The sequence below is a fragment of the Kitasatospora sp. RG8 genome, assembly GCF_017813315.1.
Lineage (GTDB): Bacteria > Actinomycetota > Actinomycetes > Streptomycetales > Streptomycetaceae > Kitasatospora.
In genome coordinates, this window is sequence record NZ_JAGIYX010000009.1 from 60638 (window position 1) to 78082 (window position 17445).

Consider the following 17445-nt stretch of genomic DNA (forward strand, 5'->3'; position numbering starts at 1 on the left):
ACCCATGCGCATCGTGCTCCTTGGCGGAGCCGGATACCTCGGCTCCGTCGCCTCCCACCACCTCGCCTCACAGGGCCACGACGTCACTGTGGTCGACGGGCTGATCTACAACCGCGCCGACGAGCCCGGCCGGTTGCTCCCCCACGACGCCGCGTTCGTTCACGGCGACCTGCGCGACCCCGGCCTCCTGATCCGGGTCAGCGACGGGGCGGACGCGGTCGTCCACCTGGGCGGGATCGTCGGCGAGCCCGCCAGTCAGCTGGACGAGCAGCTGGCGGTCGAGCTTAACTACGCCTCCCCGATGATTGCCGCCGAGGCTGCCTCCGCCGCCGGGGTGCGGCACTACGTGTTCTTCTCCTCGTGCAGCGTCTACGGGATGCGCGAGGGCACCGTGGACGAGGACACCGAGCCGAATCCGCTCGGGATCTACGCCCGTACCAAGGTCCTGGCCGAGCGCCGGCTGCCTGACGTCCTGGGGCCCGACACAGCGCTGACGAGTCTGCGGCTGGCGACCGTGCACGGCTCCTCCCCGCGTCAGCGCCTGGACTCCGTGGTCAACGCCATGGCCTCCCGGGCCGCCTCAACCGGCCGCATCCCGCTCAACGGCGGCTCCCAACGACGCCCGCTCGTGCACGTCGGCGATGTCGCCCGGGTCCTTGCCGGCGTCGTGGAGCAGCGGCTTCCCGGGGCGTGGAACGTGGGCAGCGACGGGGAGAACTTCACCATCGGGGACATCGCGGCCACGGTGGCGGAGGTGGTGCCCGGTGCGGTGATCGACCGCGGGCCGGAGCAGAACGAGGCCGACGCCCGCGACTACCGGACCTCCTTCGCCCGGCTCCAACGGGCCCTGCCCGGCGCCTGCCCCACCACCCTGAAGGAGGGGGTGCGGGAGATCGCCGCCCTGGTGCTGACCGGCCTGGTCACCGACCCGCAGCAGGCCCAGTACGACAACCACCGCGGCTTGATCGAGGCGCTCGCCGCCGGGAAGGTCAGCAGCCTGGGAAGCGCCGACTGCCTGCGCCACGGTGGCGAGTACGCGGCCGCGTGGGGGCAGTCGTGAAGGCCGCCGCCTTGCCGTTCCTGCCGTGGAGCCTCCCGTCGATCGGGCGCGAGGAGGAGGCCGAGGTTCTGGACACGCTGCGCTCGGGCTGGCTCACCCACGGGCCGAAGGCGCTGCGGTTCGAGGAGGCTGTGCGGGACGCGCTCGGGGTGGAGGACGCGTTCGCGGTGTCCTCGTGCACCGCCGCCCTGCACCTGGCACTGCTCGCCGCCGGGATCCGGCCGGGGGACGAGGTGATCACGCCGAGCCTCACGTTCTGCGCGGCACCGAACGCGATCGTCCGGGCGGGCGGCACGCCGGTGTTCGCCGAGGCCGACCCGGTCACCTTCAATCTTGACCCGGCCGCCGCCGAACGGGCGGTCACCCACCGGACCAAAGCAATCGTGGTCATGCACTACGGCGGCCAGCCCTGCGACCTCGCGGCGTTCCGCAAGCTTGCCGACGAGTACGGACTGCTGCTGATCGAGGACGCCGCTCACGCCCTGCACGCCTGGCGCGACGGCGCGCGGGCGGGCAGCGTCGGCGACCTCACGGTCCTGTCCTTCTACGCCAACAAGGTCATGACCACCGGCGAGGGCGGGATGATCGCCGGCCGGACCGAACTCGTCCAGCGGGCGCGTTTGCTGGGGCGGCACGGCATCGGCATCTCGGTGTGGCAGCGGCACGGCACGCAGCGCACCGCGGACTACGAGGTCACCGTGCCGGGCCTGAAGTACACGATGCCGGACATCACCGCCGCGGTCGGTCTCCAGCAGTGGCGCAAGCTGCCCGACTTCACCGCGCGCCGGGCCCGGATCGCCGCTTCGTACGACCGGTCGCTGGCCGGCCTGCCGGGCCTGCTGCTGCCTGCCGTCCTGGACGGAGTCCGACACGGCTGGTTCCTCTACGCCGTACTGATCGACCCCGTCGGCTGCAGGAGCCGGGACAGCGTGGCGGACGCACTGCGGGAGATCCATGGGATCGGCACCAGCGTGCACTTCAAGCCGGTCCACCGGCTCGCCGCGTACCGGCACCTCGAAACGGATCTGCCGGTCACGGACCGGATCGCGGCCCGGCAGCTGTCCCTTCCCTGCTACCCGGCCATGACCGCCTCGGACGTGCAGCGCGTCATCGACGCCGTCCACGCCGTCTGGACCTGACCCCAGGAGGGTGCTGTGCCGGCTGTCAGAAGACTGGCGGCCGGCCCAGCCTCGCCATCCGCCACACCGTGTCCCACCGCATCGGCCGACGCGGCGGACACGGCACCCGCACACCCTCGAAGAACCCACCCCACCACGCCCTCAACCCCGCCAGCGGCGGGCGGCGCAGCAGGGTGTAGGCGATCCAGGAGGTGAGGTAGACGGGCACCAGCGGGGCGGGCAGGTGGCGCTTGGCGAGCCAGACGCGGTTGCGGGCGGTCATCCGGTAATAGGCGGCGTGGCGGGCGGGGTCGGTGCGGGGGTGTTGGAGGACCATGTCGGCCCGGTAGTCGATGCCCCAGCCGGCGTCGAGGGCGCGCCAGGCGAAGTCGGTCTCCTCATGGGCGTAGAAGAAGGGCGCGGGAAATAGGCCGACCTGGTCGATGACGCTCATGCGGATGGCGTGGCCGCCGCCGAGGAACGTCGTCACGGGCCCGGACTGCATCGGGTCGCTCGCGCCGAGGCGGGGGACGTGGCGGCGCTGGGTGAACCCGGTCTCGTCCGCGATCCGGAAGGAGACGATGCCCAGCTTCGGGTCCTGCTCGAACGCCTCCCGGACCAGCTGGAAGGTGTCGGTGCGGGGCAGCAGGCCATCGTCGTCGAGAACCACCAGGACGTCAGTTCCGCCGGTCTCCCTCAGCCGTTCGACGCCGGCGTTCCGGCCACCAGGGATCCCCAGGTTCTCCGGCAGCTCCACCGCGTCCACCCGGTCGGGGAGCTGGGGCAGCTTGATGCCCTGCCCGAGCACCACGGTCCGAACGCCGCTGCCGCCACCCTCCTGGGCCTCGACCGAGTCCAGGAGCGCGAGCAGCTCCGCAGGCCGGTTTCCCATTGTCAGCACCACCACGCCCAGCGTGACGCCCATCGCACCCGATCCCAAGTGAGGAGCCCTTCACGATCACATCGACATCCCGGTCCGACGGCGCTTCGCTGCGTGCGCTCGCCGAGGCGGGCCGGCTTCCGGACCACCAGTACATGGACCGGGCCACGCTCTCCTGGATCGCCTGCAACCGCCCCACCGGTCCGGGTATCGGGGCCACCCTGCCACACCGCCCGCTCCTGCTGGTACCCGATGACTCCTGGTTCGCCCGCGCGGAGACCGTCGACTCCATCCACGGTGCCCGGCACGGCGCCCGCGTCGCCGTCCTCGTCCAGCTCCTCGCCCCCAGCTACGGCCTCGGCCCCGCCCGGGCCACGGCGCTCGCGGCTGGAGCGGCCTGCCACGACGTCGCCGCCACCACGACCGCGACGACCCCGGCCACGGCCGACGCGCCGCCGACTGGCTCACCAATCAGCCCGTCGCCGTGACGGCCATCTTCGGGGTCGCTCCCTCGCCCGAGGCAATCACCGCAGTCGCCGTCCATGACGCGGAGGCAGCGGGGCACCGCCAGCATCGGGAAGCGGTGGACCTCCTCAAGCTCGCCGACGCCCTCGACCGATTCCGCCTCCCGCTCGCCCGCTGGTGGCCCGACTCCAACCGGATGCCTGGGCCCGTTCCCGCCTGGGCCCCGCCCCTCGCCCACGACCTCGTGATGCTCAGCGAACAGGCCCGCCTCGACGGCGCCACCAACAACCAGGCCCTTGAACTCGCCCTCCACACCGTCCTGCCCGAGTAGGAGAAGCCCGTGCACACCGAATGGAACGACGCCCACACCGACTACGGCGCCCCGCAGACCAGCCAGGCCCCGGGCGGCCTCGCCGACAGCGACGCCGACTGGCGCCAACACCTCGAACAATCCCCCAACGGGCGGCTGCTACACGACAACGCCATGCTCCGCACGCTCATGGCTGGAGCCCGGGTCCGTCTCATGCACCTGACCCGCTCCCTCGACGCGGTCCGCTCCAGCGGGCAGCTCCTCGCCTCCACCGGATGCCTGGTCGGCGCCATCTACGGCTCCCCGCTCACCCCGGTGCCCGGCGGAGGACTACAACCCCACAACCTCGGCGCCTACCTGTTGACCAGCCGCAGCACCCTGGCGAGCCGCCGTGACAGCACCCCGCTCGTCATCGAGATCACCCCCGACGGCCCGCAGCCGGCCAAGGGCCTGGACTACCTGCGCCTGGGCGGCATCCACCTGCGCACCTACCAGGCGTTTCGGCATGTCCTCACCACCGCTGAGGACCACCAGGTGGTGCAGTCCGTCGTGGACCGGGTGCGCGTCGCCGCGCCGTTCCTCGACACTCTCCTGCGCAACGCGGGTGGCCGGGCGACACCCGACAAGGCGTTCGTCGACGCGCTCGCCGCCACCGTCCCTGTCGTGCCCTATCTCGGGTACCTGTACTTCGAGACCGTCGCCGAGTACCTGATGCTTCACTCCACCAGCCGCGCCACCAAGGAGAACGCCGACCGCGGGGAGATGAACAACCGGCTCTACAAGTGCCTCGCCTTCATGGCCGTGGACGGGATGGACGTCCTCTTCGACCTCGGCCGTTTCCACCCCGACCACTCCCGCCTCCTCCAGCTCGTCGACCGTATCGAGCCCGCCCTGACAGCCCCGGTCGCCCGCTACGTCCGCCGCCGTCTGTCCCACAGGTTCGCCACCACCGCCCTGGCACCGGACCAGGACACCACGGCCTTCTCCTTCGAGTACCCCGACCTGAACGTCCTGACTGCCGCGGTCCCGCATCTCCTCGGCCAGCTGCTCTTCCGGGAAGTCCGCATCCTCGACCGCTACCCGCAGCTCTACCATTGCTTCGAGCAGGCCAAGGCCTTGGAAGCCTGGACCTACTGGAACACCGAGCAGATCGCCACGCCGTTCAACGGCACCATGCCCAAGGGCGAGATCGGGCTCAACCCTGCCTACCCGAACGCCCGGGTCACTGTCTGGACGGCTCAGACCTGCGACCGCGGCCTCCTCCACCCGGCCGAGCAAGTCGCCGCCGTGCCGGCCCCACGCCTCGTTCCCTGGCTGGTCGCTCCCCTGCGGGACCGGACGCAGGAGGACCAGTGGATCAACCGCCGCCCGGTTCCGACATGAGCGGGACCCGGCTGATCGTGCTCCGGGGGAACTCCGGCAAGACAAGCACCGCCTGGCGTGTCCGGCCCCTCTACGGCGACGGGCCGGCGGTCATTTCCGGTGGCCAGGCGGTAGGCGCCGGTGGCGCGTCCGGCGGTGGTGGCGATGGTGATCTCGCATTCCCACTCGCCCGGCGGCCCGGCTCGTTGCGGCGGGCCGCCCCGGCCGATCTCGTGGTCACCTTCGGCGGGGCCAGGACCGGGACCCGCGGCGCGGCCGGCCGTCGGGCTCCGACATCCCGCGGGGCGGCGAGGCCCCCGCGCGGCGACGGTGCCCCCACGGCGGACGGCGAACCGTGCCGGAGCCCGGCATCCGCCCGGCCGGGCGGGCGGTCAGTGCCTGCGCCAGAGCGCCCAGTTCTGCTGGGTGTCGGCCTGCTCGACGTACCAGCCGGCGGGGTGGCCGGGCCAGTACTCCTCGGGCCGCTGCCCCGGTGCCGGCAGCGGGGTGACCAGGACGGTAGCCTCCGCCGGGACGGGCTGCCACCGCGGGTCGCGGTACCAGACCCGGCCGCGGTAGACCTCGAAGGCCTGGGCGGCGCGCAGTGACCACTCGACGTCCCAGGCGAACACCACGTTGTCGTCCGGCTTCAGCCCGGCGGTGCGGGTGAACCCGGTGGCCTGCGCCTTGCGCCACTTCGCGTGGGGCCCGGTGACCTGGGCGGTGATCGTCGAGGTGGCGAACGCGGCGAAGAGGGCCAGCGAGAGGCCGATCGCCCAGAGCACCGGGCGGCCCCCGGCGGCCCGCAGCAGCACGACCGCGCCGAGGATGACGAGGGCGGCGGCGGTGGCCCGGAACATGGTGAGCCGGCTCCAGTCGGTGGACAGGAACGACACGTCCGGCAGTCCCCAGAGCACGAAGCTCTGGGTCCGCAGCTTCGCGCCGGCGGACCGGACCACCAGCTCGGCGAGGACCAGTGTCAGCCCGGCCGTCGCCGCCGCCGTCCGGCCGAGGGCGCGGCGGCCGTACCGGGCCAGCACCGCGACGCCGGCCACGAAGGCCGCCGGGACGAGGTAGGAGGTGTAGCGGGCGTAGACCCAGTCGTCGATGCGTCCGTCGTCCGGCAGGGCGGCCGCTGCGGCCAGCGCCGTCCCGGCCAGCAGTGCCACCAGCGCGCCGCCGGTGATCCGTTGCGGCCGCGGGAAGCGGCGGCTGAACACCGCGAACAGGCAGACGGTGACGGCCAGTCCGCCGATGCCCCAGGTGCAGACGATGAAGTACCAGAGCTGTCCGGCGGTCCTGGTGAGGGTCCGCCGGGCGGCCTCCGGGTCGGTGAGGCCCTGCCTGAGGAAGCCGCCGACGTCGCTGTTCTGGACGGAGAACCGCGTGTGCAGCCAGGCGGCCAGCAGCTCGGCGCCGAGCACGCCGGGGCCGAGCGCCCCGAGGCCGGCGACGGTCGTGCGCCACGGGGCCCACCGCAGCAGCAGGACCCCGGCGAACACCACGGCGGTCAGGGCGACCACCACGCCGCCGCGGTCGTGCGTGGCCATCGCGTAGGCCGCGGCCGCGCCCGCCCCGGCGGCGTGCCAGGCGCGGCGGCGCACCGGGCCGTCGTCGAGCCAGCCGTGCAGGCAGAGCAGCCAGGCGAGGATCAGCGCGGGCAGTAAGGCGTCGGTCATCGCGAACTGGGAGTAGAAGACCACCGGCGGCAGCAGCGCGGTGACGGCGCCGAAGACGTACGCGAGCTGTCGGCGCAGGCCGAGGCGGCGCAGGGCGACGTACGCGAGCGGGAAGACCAGTGCGCTGACCAGGGCGTTGATCCCCATGATCAGGTGGTACGCGGTCACCGGGTCGTCGGCGAGCCGCAGTGCGGGCGAGATCAGCAGCGGGTAGCCGCCGGGGATGACCACGCCGACCGGGATCTCGGTCGTCGGCCGGCCGGCGAGGACGCGGGCCAGGACGAGGTAGGAGTCCTCGTCGGGGTGGACGGACGGGTAGCTCAGGTGCCGGGCGAGGACGAGCCGGAAGAGCAGCTCGGCGGCGTACCCGGCGGTCAGGGCGGCGGGCCAGAACCAGGGGCGCAGGCGCAGCTCCCCGAAGCGCCGTGCCGCCCGGTCGGCGAGGCGGCCGGCGGGGCTGTCCGCGGGGCTGTCCGTGGGGCGGCCGGCGGGGGTGGTCGGTGGGAGTGCGGTGGCGGCCGGAGCTCCGCTCGGCTTCTCGGACGTGCTGGGTGCGCTGCGCTGCTGCATCGAACTCTGATTCCTCCCCTGATGGTTCGGCTCCGCCGGGCACCCGGGCACGCGGGGCGTCGGAGGGCGTGCCGAACCGCGGCGCGGCCCGTGCCGGGACGCACCTTCATGTCACGCGACTATGTATGTTGCTGATCTACATATGCAGATGGGATGAGTCGGCTGGGAAGGGTCTGACGAGAGCGGACATGGTTCCCCCCGGAACACGGCTGCGGGCATGCCGCAGGAACATCTGGCTACGGCTGTGGGCAGGCGGCGCGCGCCCCGGCGGCCCCGGCTGTCCGGGCGCCGTCGTCGGGGCGGCTCTGCTGCGACGCGAACGGGGAGACCGGTTGTCGGCCCCGCCGCTCACTGTGGAAGACGTGTGGCGGGCGGTGAGGTTGCAGGGGCCGGCGAAGAAGGTTTCCCGACGCCCGGATCAGGCCCGGCCCGCCCCCCACGGCCCGGCCCGCCCCTCGGCCCGTGGGCAGACGGCGGCCGCGCGGTGCCGCCGCCGGTCCGGGACGCGGGCAGCTGACAGGGCGCAGCCTCCTGCCTGGCTGCTACGCCCCTTCACGCCTCGGTGTCCGCCAGCAGTTGCCGGGTCTCGGCCAGGTAGCGTTCGGCTTCCAGCTCGTCGAAGATGCCGGCCGCCTCCTGCAGACAGTTCCTTGCGGGCGCCGGCCGTCCCTGTCCGAGCAGGGCCTTCGCCTGTCCGAGAAGTGCTTCGCCCTCCCCGAAGCGGTCACCGCTGCGGCGCGCGATCTCGCGGGCCTTGACGCCGCAGGCCTCCGCCGCCTCGAACTGGCCCAGGTCGCGGTGCCGTGAGCCGGTGAGGACGTACGCCAGGCCGAGGCGGTAGCCGTCGCCGCGCGCTTCGCGGATCGCCACCACCTGCAGCATCAGCTCCAGGGCCTCCGCGTTGCGGCCCAGACCGGACAGGCAGGCCGCCATGGCGTTGAGGGCGGACGCCTCGCGGTCGGTGTTGCCTTCGCGCCGGGCCAGCTCCAGGGCGAGGACGGCGTGTTCCAGGCCCAGCCGGGGGCGGTCGGTGCGGCCGTAGAAGATGACGAGGTTGTTGAGCACCGCGGCCTCGCCGTCGCGGTCCCCGAGGAGGCGGCGCGCGGCGAGGGCCGCGGTGAACATCTCCTCGGCCTCCTTCGTCCGGCCCAGTTCGGTGGCCGTCGCGCCCAGCCGGTTCTGGAGCCAGGCCTGCGCGGCGAGGTCGCCGGTACGCCGGACTCCGGACAGGGCGTCGGTGAGCAGGGCCTCGCACTCGGGCCAGTTCTGGTTCACGGCCCGCAGCACCGAGGCGGCGGCCGGGATCCGCCAAGCGGCTTCGAGGTGGCCGGCGGCTGTGGCGGCCGCCGATGCCGCGAGAAGATTGGCGTGCTCCGCTTCCAGCCAGGCCACGGCGTCGCTGCGGTCCGTGAACTGCGTCGCGGGGGCCCGGGGGGCGGACCGGGCAGGGGACGGCATGCCCAGGGAGGGCAGGAGCGTGGTCGCGGCGTCCTCGGCCGTCCGGGTGTACCAGGTCAGCAGCCGGTCCACCGCCGGGGCACGTTCGGCTGCGCAGAGCCGGTCGGCGGCCGTCTCCTGCGCGTAGGCGCGCAGGATGTCGTGGAGTTCGAACCGCCCCGGCGACCGTTGCAGCAGGAGGTACTCGTCGCACAGGGCCTCCAGGGTGCTGCGTGCCGCACGCGACGTGACGCCGGCCAGGGCCGCGGCCGCCTCCGCCGTCACGTCGATGCCGGGCTGGACCCCCAGCAGCAGGAACAGCAGCCGTGCGCGCCGGGGCAGGGCGTCGAAGGACAGGTCGAACACCGGGCGCAGCGAACGCCGTCCGACCGTCATCGCGTCCAGGCCGCCCCGGCTCAGGTGTTCCAGCAGGTCGGAAGTGGTCCAGGAAGGACGGGCCTTCAGCCGCGCTGCGGCTATCGTCAACGCCAGGGGGAGGTTGCCGCAGGCTTCGGCGACTCCCGCGGCCGCGACGCGGTCGGTGTTGATCCGTTCCCCGCCCGCGACGGCCGCCAGCAGATCGAGCGCCTCGGCGTCGCTGAGGACGTCGAGCCGGTGGATCTCGGCGCCGTCCAGGCCCGCCAGACTGCGCCTGCTGGTGACCAGCACGAGGCAGCCGGGGGAGGCCGGGATCAGATCCCTGACCTGGTCCTCATCCACGGCGTTGTCGAGGATGAGGACGGCGGCCCTGTCCTGCATCCGGTCCCGGAACATCGCCGCCCGTTCGCCCGGCCCGGACGGTACCTGGGCGGCTGGTACGCCCAGTTGACGCAGGAACGCCGCCAGGACCTCCGACGGATCGGCGGGCTCCTGCTCGGAATCGAACCCGTGCAGGTTCACGTAGAGCTGGACGTCCGTGAAGTGTCCGGACCGGACCAGGCGATGTGCGGCGTGCACGGCGAGTTGGGTTTTTCCCACCCCGCCCATGCCCTCGATCGCGGAGATCACCACGGTGGTGGCCCGGGGGCCCGGACGGGCCGTGACGGCGATCAGATCACCGAGCTCCTTCTCCCGTCCCGTGAACACCGCCAGGTCCGCCGGGAGTTGGCGCAGCACCCCGGTGGGACCGCCCGTCTTCGCTTCCCGGTGAACTCTGATGCCGCTCTCGCGCCAGCGCCCGGCCTCGCCTTCGCCCACCCCCAGAGTCCGCACGACCGCAGTGACGAGGTCGATGTCCAGACGACGGCGCCCGGTTCTGAAGACGTCCGCGAGCGTGGACGGCGAGACCACGCGCGCGGGTCTCATCAGCGGCCCGACCCGCTTCGCGAGCGAGCGGTACGAGGGCATCCCCGCCCACGCCCGCAGATCGCCCAACAGGCCGACGAACTCCGCCAGATCCGCGGCGCCCCCCCGGATCCGGCATCCCGCCCCGCTGCTCACCCATGACGTTCGTCGTCCATGACGTTCGCACCCCCCGTGAATCGGGTCCCAGGCCACCAGAGTCTAGGAGCGGGGTGTACGGATTCGTACGGGAAACGTGACTCCGCCGGGCCCGGGCAGCAGCCTGAACAAGCCGCCGCACCGTCGGCGGGGAAGAGTACACACTTCTACCCTGGAGGGGTTCATGGCGCGTTCACTGAAGAGGGCTGCGGCACTGGCGGTCGGCGCCGGCCTGCTGGCCGTCACCGGCATGGGGGGAACGGCGTACGCGGGTTCGACCGGGACCGTGCAGATCAGGGTTGTCGGCTGCGTGGGCACGATGAAGCTGGACGGCGGCGGCTCGCCCAACTTGGCCACCGCCTCGCTGCAGTCCCTGACCTCCAACACCTGCTGGCTGGCGTTCTGGGACATGAACACCACGACGGGCCAGAAGGTCTCCCAGGGCTTCAGCGTCCGGGGGAACTCGAGCGGCTCGGCCGGCTCGGCCTACTACCACGACTTCGAGCACAAGGTCGCCATTTCCATCTCCAACGGGGTCACCTCGGCCGGCAGCGCCTGGTACAACTAGGCCTCCTGCGACGCTCCGGAACTCTGAGCGTCTCCCAGCGGCGCTGTCCGTCCCGGTCGGCTTCCGCACTCGCACCGGCCGCGCCCGCGTGCGCGTACAGGGCGCCGGGCGGACAGACCTCCACGGCGGTCGGCGTTCGGAACCCCGTCACGGCGACGGGGTTCCGAACGACCGTCTCCCGAGGCGTCCGGCCCGGCCGGGGCCCACCAGTGCGGTGGTTCCACCGATCCGGTGGTCCCACCAGCGCGGGGTCGAACACGGGGTGAAGGATCGGGCCGCGTGGTTTCCGCCGGTGCCGGGGCCGGTATGGAGGCTGTCATCGCCGCCACGACACACGGGAGAGACCTGCCGACGAGTGCTTCGGAGCGCTACGCACGCGCGTGGGAGGGCTTCTGGGCCGAGAACACGGGCGAGCCGGGTGCGCCGTTCTGGGACGCGGACGCGACGCTGACGGCCGCCCCGCACACCGCACTGCTCGCGGCCCACGCCGACCGCACGCTGCCCGTCGTCGACCTCGGCTGCGGCAACGGCACCCAGACCCGCTACCTGGCCGGGCAGTTCCCGCGCGCGGTGGGCGTCGACCTGTCCGCCTCGGCCGTGGCACACGCCCGCCGGGCGGACCGCGACGCGGTGGCCGAGTTCGAACAGCTCGACCTCACCGACCTGGCGGGAGTGCGGCGACTCGGCGAGGGGCTCGGCGAGGCCAACCTACCTGCGGGCGGTCCTCCACCAGAGCGACCCGCCCGACCGGCCGCCGGTCGCAGCCGCCGTCGCCCTGCTGCTCGGCCGGCGCGGCCGGGGCTTCGTGGTCGAGCCGACCGCCGCCGCCAAAGCAGTGCTCCAGCAGGTCGCCGAACGACCCGGCGGCCCGCCGGAGAAGCTCCGACAGGTCCGCAGACACCAACTGCGCCCGGCCGAAGTCGCCCCGGGGGAACTGCCCGAGCTGCTGCGCGGCGCCGGATTGGAGATCCTCGACCAGGGCGGGACCGACCTCGCGATGAGCGAGCGCCACCCGGACGGCACCCGGGTCACGCTGCCGGCCCACTGGTTCGTGGTCGCCGCGGCAGCGGGCAGCCGGCCGGGCGGCTGAGCGCCCGGCCGGCCGCACCTGCGCCGGCCGCGACCCCGGGGACGCCCGGGCGAGGTACCGGGAGGAGACGGCGGGGAGAAGACGGCCGGGAGGAGACGGCCGGGACGACCCGCCGCACCTCCGAGGCCCCCGGCCGCCCCGGCGGGCGCACGCGGCCCGCCCCTCGGCTACCCTCCCCCCTCGTGGACGATCACCCCGAGCCCTCGACCCTGCGCGTCTTCGTGGCACTGGCTCCGCCCGACGACGCCAAGGACGAACTGGCCCGGGCCCTGCAGAGCGCCTACGCCAGGTACCCGCGGCTGCGGTGGAACCGGATCGAGGACTGGCACATCACCCTGGCCTTCCTCGGCGAACTGCCCTCCACGGCAGTGCCGCCGCTGCGGTCGGCGCTGGCCGGTGCGACCGCGTCGCGCCCCGCCCTGCAACTGGGCCTGCGGGGCGGCGGCCACTTCGACCAGCGGCTGTTGTGGAGCGGGATCGACGGGGACCTGGAAGGACTGCACCTGCTCGCCGCCGACGTCCGGGACCTGGTCAGGTCCTGCGGGATCGACTTCAGGGAGCGCCCGCTGCGCCCCCATCTGACCCTGGCGCGGTCGCGTCGTGACGATCCCGCCAGCGTGCCGCAGGCCGCGGCCGGGCTCGCCGGGTTCGTGGGCCGGCCGTGGCGGGCCGAACGCCTCCACCTGGTCGGCAGCAACATCGGCCGTGGCCCCGGGCCGATCCGCTATCGCGACATCGAGGCGTGGCGCTTCGGCGCCGCCGTCCGGGCCGGGGGCGACGGCGCCCCCACCGAGCCGTAGCCGGCAGGCCGGGCGCCCGGCAGCAGGACTCCCCGGCCCCGCCCGCAGCACGACACCCCGGCCCCGCCCGCAGCAGCCGCCGCCCCGGACCGCGGCCGGTAGCCGCGTTCCGGGCCCGGGGGCGGGCGGCCGGGGTGGTCAGGGGGTGGTCAGGGGGCGGTCGTGCCGGGCCAGGCGCCCTGGGCGGAGAGGCCGAGGACCAGCGCGGCGATGTTCCACGCGTCGTCCTCGCCCCGGTGGTGGCGACCCTCCAGCGGCAGTCCGGCGATGCGCAGGGCCTCGGCCATCCCGGGGCGCTTGCGCAGCCCGTGGGCCTCGGTGAAGACCGCCTTGGCGTTGGTGTGGCGGCCGCCGAACGGGTACGGGGTACCGGTGCTGTGGCACTGGCGGGTGAACTGGTGGCGGTCGTAGTCGCCCCAGCTGGCCCACGGGCGCGCCCCGGCCCGGTGTTCGGCGGCCAGCAGCCGGCAGGCCTGCGCGAAGCCGGGGCCGGTGTCCACCTCGGCCTGGGTCAGGCCGGTGAGCCCGGTGCAGAAGGGGCTGACGGTGGAGCGCGCGGGCCGTACCAGGATGCGGTGGCGCCCGACCCGCTCACCCGTGCCGAGGTCGACGACGGTCAGGCCGATCTCGATGATCTCGCTGACCTGGCCGGGCGGCGGCAGGCCGTCCCAGCAGGTCGCCTCGACATCGACGACGTTGAGCAGTCCCTCGGCGGGCGTTCCCCCGGTGCTGTCCATGCCGCCGAGGGTAGGGAGGCGACCGCCCGCCGGTCACCCGATTTCCCTGCGCTCCTCTCGCCCCCCTCGCCTTCCCCCACGCGCCCGCAGGGCCGCCTCCCCACGCGCCCGCAGGCCGCCGGCATCCCGCCGCGTTCCCCCGGTCCTCGGCCGGACGTGGAACGGCGCGCGGTCGACGAAGATCATTCCGCGTCCTATGCTGTCGCGATGTCCGACACCACGCCCCCTACCCTGCTCTTCGTCATCGGCCCTGCTGCGGTCGGCAAGATGACGGTGGGCGGCGCCATAGCAGAGCGCACGGGGTTCAAGCTCTTCCACAACCACCTGACCATCGAGCCGCTGCTGCGACTGTTCCCCTACGAGTCGCCCCAGTTCCAGCGCCTCAACCACGCCTTCCGTGAGCAGATCTTCGCCGAGGCCGCCGCGAGCGACCTGCCCGGGCTGGTGTTCACCCTCGTCTGGGACTTCGACGATCCGGAGGACGCCGCACTCGTCGAGCGTTACTCCGCCCCGTTCCGTGAGCGCGGTTCGCGTGTGCTGTTCCTGGAGCTGTCCGCCGACCAGAGCGTCCGGCTGGAACGCAACGCCGGCGAGTCCCGCCTGGCGGAGAAGGCCTCCAAGCGGGACCTTGAATGGTCCAACGGAAACCTGGTCGGCATGGACGCGAAGTACCGCCTGAACTCGGTCGACGACTTCGCCCATCTCCCCGGGGCGCACCTTCTGATCGACAACACCCACCTCGGACCCGACGAGGTTGCCGAGCGGGCCGTGGAACACTTCGCGCTCCGGCCTGCCTCCTGACCGCCGGCACCCGGGGTCGCGGCGACGCCCGCACGCATGCACGTACGCCCGCCGCGCCGCACGCCCGCCACCTGGGGGATCCCGAAGGAGAACGTCATCGGCTCGGCGGCCGCCTACACCTACATCGACGGCAGGATCGTGCGTTCCCGCGAACTCCTGGGCGGCCTGGACCTGGGGCCGGGCAAGCCCGAGCACATCTTCGCCCACACCGGCCGGCTGCCCGCCTTCGCGGGCGGCAACGCCGACGTCGACATCGAGATGCTCCGCAGCGCCGCGTTCGCACTGCTCGTCCGCCACGACGACGACCGGCGCGAGTACGCCTACACCAAGGGCGCCGAGGCCTCGCTCGCCACGGCCCGGCAGCTCGGCGGGACCGTCGTGAGCATGAAGAGCGACTGGGCGACCCTGTTCTGACCGGGAGGACGCGTTGAACGACCTGACCGCCGTCGACGTGCTCGTCAACCCCGACGAGGCGACCCTGCGGCACGCCCACGCCTGGAACGCCCGGATGCGCGGGAGCGTCCCGGACGGCTTCGCCCTGGACGCCTCCCACCAGCCGCACATCACCACCCTCCAGCGCTACGTCCGGACAGCCGATCTGGACGACGCGTACGACGCCGTCCACCGGGCCCTGGCCGCGACCGACACGAGTGCCCTGTCCTACCGGGCCGTCGCCATCGGACACGCCGACTGGGGCGTGCCCGGCCAGGGCCTCGCGGGCCTCCTGCTGCGACCCGGCCCGCAGGCCCTCGACTTCCAGGCCGCGCTGCTGGCCGCGATCTCCCCGTTCACCGAGTCCGGCGGCACGGCCGCCGCCTTCGTCACCGACCCGGGCGAGGGCATCAGCCAGAGCACCCTCGACTGGGTCGACGGCTACGTCCCCGCCCAGATCGGGCCCGGCCGGTACACCGCTCACATCACCGTCGGCTTCGCCACCCTCGACGACCTCGGGGCCATCGAGGCCGAGCCGTTCGACGCCTTCACCGTCCGCCCGGCCGCCGTCGCCGTCTACCAGCTCGGAAACAGCGGAGCCGCCCGCAAGCCCCTCAGGACCTGGCCCACCCCGGACTGACCGGGCCGCACCACGGGCGCCGCCCCGGCGTTCCGGCGGCCGGCGAGGCCGGCGGGAATGCCGGGAATGCTCTGTCCGGGGGGTGGCGCCGTGTGGTGCCGGTGGCGGCGTACCGCCCGGCGTGATACTCGGGTGGTGTTCAACAGCCTCCGTGACCGCGTGCTCCCGGACCATCAGCGAAGGTCCTTGGAGGAGCTGGAGGAGGACCTGGACCTGTCGGTCGGCGACAGGCGGGCGAAGCAGTCCGCGTTCTGGACCATGCTGTTCCTGTCGGCCGTGATCGCGGCCGGCGGGGTGCTGACGGACTCCACGGCCACGGTGATCGGCGCGATGATCATCGCGCCGCTGTCGACCCCGATCATGGGGATCGCGCTGGGTGCGGTGCAGCGGCGGCGGTCGACGGCGGCCCTGTTCGTGGCGTTCGGGGGCCTGCTGGTGGTGGCGGTCGGGGCGCTGTTCTCGCTGGTGCTGCCCGCTTCCTACGACCTTCTGTCGGACAGCCAGATCTCCAGCCGCACCTCGCCCGGGCTGATGGACCTGGTGGCCGCGCTGGCCACCGGCTTCGCCGGCGCCGTGGCGCTTGCCCGCCGGGACGTGGCCGCGGTCCTGCCGGGCGTGGCGATCGCCATCTCGCTGGTGCCGCCGCTGGTGGTGACCGGTGTGTGCGCCGGGCAGACCGCCTGGTGGCTGGCCCTGGGCTCGTTCGTGCTGTTCGTGTCCAACCTGCTGGCCCTGGTGACCGCGGGCATGGTGGTGTTCGGCGGCCTGGGCTACGCGACGGCCGGCCGTCGGCGCGAGGTGGGTTCCACGCGCAGGACCTACCTGGCGGTCGGCCTGCTCTTCGCCGCCGTCGGCCTGCTGCTGGCGGCGAACACGGCGGCCTCCGTGCTGGTGCAGCTGTGGACCACGCGCGCCACGAACGCCGCCTCGGCGTGGCTGGCCGGGACGCCCGGGGCGTCGGTCGTGAACGTCCAGGCGCAGTCGCGGACCCTCTCCATCCAGGTGCGTGCGCCGGGGGACCTGCCCCCGATCGAATCCCTCCTCGCCGACCTCCAAGGGCAGGTCCCCGACGGGGTGCCGGTGGTGGTCACGACCACCGCCGGCCGCCGGATCCAGGCCGGGCGGGTCGGCGGCTGACGCGGTCGCGGTCACCTGCCGTGGCCCCTCCGTCCGGCAGGCGGGGCCGCCTGCCGGTGACTCCTGCGCAGAGGCCTCCCGCCGTCCGGCGCCGACGGCCTGCCGGCCGGCTCCCGGCTTTCTATCTCCCACCTGTGTTGTTCTTAGAATGGCCGGGTGAACGACATCGACGCGATCGCGGTACTGCAGGACCCGGTGCGCCGCCGCCTGTACGAGTACGTGGTGGCCCAGGGGCGTGAGGTCGGCCGCAACGAGGCCGCCGAGGCGGCCGGGGTGGCGCGCACGCTCGCCGCGCACCATCTGGACAGGCTGGCCGAGGCCGGGCTGCTGGAGAGCGGCAGCCGCCGTCTGACGGGCCGTTCGGGGCCGGGGGCGGGCCGCCCCGCCAAGGTGTACACGCGGTCGCCGGCCGAGCGCTCGGTGTCGCTGCCCGCCCGGGACTACCGCACCGCCGCCGAGCTGCTCGCCGAGGCCGCCGAGCAGGCCGGGCTGGACGCCGGGCTCTGCGCGGCCGCGCGCCGGCGGGGCGAGGCCCTGCGCGGTTCGGCGGCGCCCTGCGGCGGCCTCGCGGAGGCCATGGAGGTGCTGGCCGCCCGCGGCTACGAACCCCGCCTGGAAGGCGTCGGGGGCGCCGAGGGCGTCGAGGGTGTCGAGGGCGCGGAGGGTGCCCGGGAGGCCGGGGGCGCCGAGGGGCCGGCCGCGCACGTCGTCCGCATGCGCAACTGCCCTTTCCACGCCGTCGCCGAACGCTTCCCGCCGCTCGTGTGCGGCATGAACCTCGCACTGCTGGAGGGGCTGCTCGGCACGGACGGCCCGGTCCGCGCCCGCATGGACGCCCGGCCGGGGGAGTGCTGCGTGGTGGTCGAAGCTTCTAAAAACAATGAACATTGACTTAGAAAGCGGAGGCGTGCTGGGATGA

16 protein-coding genes and 1 pseudogene are annotated in these 17445 nt (G+C 73.5%); 13 read left to right on the plus strand and 4 right to left on the minus strand.

Going from position 1 to position 17445, the window contains the following annotated elements:
- Positions 1 to 4 precede the first annotated feature (4 nt).
- Together J5Y04_RS15940 and J5Y04_RS15945 are read left to right on the plus strand one after the other, a co-directional pair.
- Entirely contained in the window at positions 5 to 1060 is a 1056-nt protein-coding gene (locus J5Y04_RS15940; RefSeq protein ID WP_209412681.1) for an NAD(P)-dependent oxidoreductase, read from the plus strand.
- Positions 1057 to 2199, plus strand: coding sequence for a DegT/DnrJ/EryC1/StrS family aminotransferase (locus J5Y04_RS15945; protein WP_307853140.1), 1143 nt, complete (start codon positions 1057 to 1059; stop codon positions 2197 to 2199). The genes J5Y04_RS15940 and J5Y04_RS15945 overlap by 4 nt, the downstream gene beginning before the upstream one ends.
- 25 nt (positions 2200 to 2224) lie before the next feature.
- Here the strand turns inward: J5Y04_RS15945 and J5Y04_RS15950 are convergent, their stop codons facing one another.
- Positions 2225 to 3103 (minus strand): glycosyltransferase family 2 protein, encoded by an 879-nt coding sequence (locus J5Y04_RS15950; protein ID WP_209412683.1) that lies wholly within the window; start codon positions 3101 to 3103, stop codon positions 2225 to 2227.
- Between the two features lie 110 nt (positions 3104 to 3213).
- On the opposite strand from J5Y04_RS15950, the gene J5Y04_RS41790 reads away from it, so the two are divergent.
- The 3 genes from J5Y04_RS41790 to J5Y04_RS15960 all read left to right on the plus strand — a co-directional run bounded on the left by J5Y04_RS41790 (position 3214) and on the right by J5Y04_RS15960 (position 5216).
- Positions 3214 to 3546: a hypothetical protein gene (locus tag J5Y04_RS41790; RefSeq protein ID WP_245204897.1), complete on the plus strand. Its 333-nt coding sequence runs from the start codon at positions 3214 to 3216 to the stop codon at positions 3544 to 3546.
- A gap of 95 nt (positions 3547 to 3641) precedes the next feature.
- Positions 3642 to 3854: a hypothetical protein gene (locus J5Y04_RS41795; protein ID WP_245204898.1), complete on the plus strand. Its 213-nt coding sequence runs from the start codon at positions 3642 to 3644 to the stop codon at positions 3852 to 3854.
- 9 nt (positions 3855 to 3863) lie between these two features.
- Positions 3864 to 5216 carry a hypothetical protein gene (locus J5Y04_RS15960; RefSeq protein ID WP_209412684.1) on the plus strand — a complete coding sequence of 451 codons (1353 nt, stop codon included), beginning with the start codon at positions 3864 to 3866 and terminating at the stop codon, positions 5214 to 5216.
- A gap of 371 nt (positions 5217 to 5587) precedes the next feature.
- Here the strand turns inward: J5Y04_RS15960 and J5Y04_RS15965 are convergent, their stop codons facing one another.
- Positions 5588 to 7444: a phospholipid carrier-dependent glycosyltransferase gene (locus J5Y04_RS15965; RefSeq protein WP_209412685.1), complete on the minus strand. Its 1857-nt coding sequence runs from the start codon at positions 7442 to 7444 to the stop codon at positions 5588 to 5590.
- Between the two features lie 552 nt (positions 7445 to 7996).
- Positions 7997 to 10186: a tetratricopeptide repeat protein gene (locus tag J5Y04_RS15970; RefSeq protein WP_209412686.1), complete on the minus strand. Its 2190-nt coding sequence runs from the start codon at positions 10184 to 10186 to the stop codon at positions 7997 to 7999.
- Between the two features lie 319 nt (positions 10187 to 10505).
- Between J5Y04_RS15970 and J5Y04_RS15975 the strand changes: the two genes are divergently transcribed.
- From J5Y04_RS15975 to thpR, 3 genes and pseudogenes are all read left to right on the plus strand, one after another.
- A complete protein-coding gene (locus J5Y04_RS15975) occupies positions 10506 to 10889 on the plus strand; it encodes a hypothetical protein (RefSeq protein ID WP_209412687.1) in 384 nt (127 codons plus the stop codon).
- Between the two features lie 306 nt (positions 10890 to 11195).
- Positions 11196 to 11979: pseudogene (locus J5Y04_RS15980) on the plus strand (class I SAM-dependent methyltransferase).
- Between the two features lie 182 nt (positions 11980 to 12161).
- Positions 12162 to 12779, plus strand: coding sequence for an RNA 2',3'-cyclic phosphodiesterase (gene thpR, locus J5Y04_RS15985; protein ID WP_209412688.1), 618 nt, complete (start codon positions 12162 to 12164; stop codon positions 12777 to 12779).
- 149 nt (positions 12780 to 12928) lie between these two features.
- Here the strand turns inward: thpR and J5Y04_RS15990 are convergent, their stop codons facing one another.
- The gene (locus J5Y04_RS15990) at positions 12929 to 13516 is read right to left on the minus strand and encodes a 3'-5' exonuclease (RefSeq protein WP_209412689.1); all 588 of its coding nucleotides are present in this window, start codon (positions 13514 to 13516) and stop codon (positions 12929 to 12931) included.
- Positions 13517 to 13723: 207 nt separating this feature from the next.
- Between J5Y04_RS15990 and J5Y04_RS15995 the strand changes: the two genes are divergently transcribed.
- The 5 genes from J5Y04_RS15995 to J5Y04_RS16015 all read left to right on the plus strand — a co-directional run bounded on the left by J5Y04_RS15995 (position 13724) and on the right by J5Y04_RS16015 (position 17417).
- Positions 13724 to 14317, plus strand: a complete 594-nt coding sequence (locus tag J5Y04_RS15995) for a hypothetical protein (RefSeq protein WP_209412690.1) — start codon at positions 13724 to 13726, stop codon at positions 14315 to 14317.
- Positions 14318 to 14353: 36 nt separating this feature from the next.
- On the plus strand, positions 14354 to 14731 hold the full coding sequence (locus J5Y04_RS16000) for a hypothetical protein (protein ID WP_209412691.1): 378 nt from the start codon (positions 14354 to 14356) through the stop codon (positions 14729 to 14731).
- 13 nt (positions 14732 to 14744) lie between these two features.
- The gene (locus tag J5Y04_RS16005; RefSeq protein WP_209412692.1) at positions 14745 to 15389 is read left to right on the plus strand and encodes a hypothetical protein; all 645 of its coding nucleotides are present in this window, start codon (positions 14745 to 14747) and stop codon (positions 15387 to 15389) included.
- Positions 15390 to 15524: 135 nt separating this feature from the next.
- Complete coding sequence (locus J5Y04_RS16010) at positions 15525 to 16526, plus strand: DUF389 domain-containing protein (protein ID WP_209412693.1); 1002 nt, start codon at positions 15525 to 15527, stop codon at positions 16524 to 16526.
- A gap of 156 nt (positions 16527 to 16682) precedes the next feature.
- Positions 16683 to 17417: a metalloregulator ArsR/SmtB family transcription factor gene (locus J5Y04_RS16015; RefSeq protein WP_209412694.1), complete on the plus strand. Its 735-nt coding sequence runs from the start codon at positions 16683 to 16685 to the stop codon at positions 17415 to 17417.
- Positions 17418 to 17445 lie beyond the last annotated feature (28 nt).

What these genes read in the sequence shown, in the direction of transcription:
- J5Y04_RS15940 (WP_209412681.1), top strand. Translation starts at nt 5, where the DNA reads ATGCGCATCGTGCTCCTTGGCGGAGCCGGATACCTCGGCTCCGTCGCC.
- J5Y04_RS15950 (WP_209412683.1), bottom strand. Translation starts at nt 3,103, where the DNA reads ATGGGCGTCACGCTGGGCGTGGTGGTGCTGACAATGGGAAACCGGCCT.
- J5Y04_RS41790 (WP_245204897.1), top strand. Translation starts at nt 3,214, where the DNA reads ATGGACCGGGCCACGCTCTCCTGGATCGCCTGCAACCGCCCCACCGGT.
- J5Y04_RS15965 (WP_209412685.1), bottom strand. Translation starts at nt 7,444, where the DNA reads ATGCAGCAGCGCAGCGCACCCAGCACGTCCGAGAAGCCGAGCGGAGCT.
- J5Y04_RS15970 (WP_209412686.1), bottom strand. Translation starts at nt 10,186, where the DNA reads ATGAGACCCGCGCGCGTGGTCTCGCCGTCCACGCTCGCGGACGTCTTC.
- J5Y04_RS15975 (WP_209412687.1), top strand. Translation starts at nt 10,506, where the DNA reads ATGGCGCGTTCACTGAAGAGGGCTGCGGCACTGGCGGTCGGCGCCGGC.
- J5Y04_RS15990 (WP_209412689.1), bottom strand. Translation starts at nt 13,516, where the DNA reads ATGGACAGCACCGGGGGAACGCCCGCCGAGGGACTGCTCAACGTCGTC.
- J5Y04_RS15995 (WP_209412690.1), top strand. Translation starts at nt 13,724, where the DNA reads ATGTCCGACACCACGCCCCCTACCCTGCTCTTCGTCATCGGCCCTGCT.
- J5Y04_RS16000 (WP_209412691.1), top strand. Translation starts at nt 14,354, where the DNA reads ATGCACGTACGCCCGCCGCGCCGCACGCCCGCCACCTGGGGGATCCCG.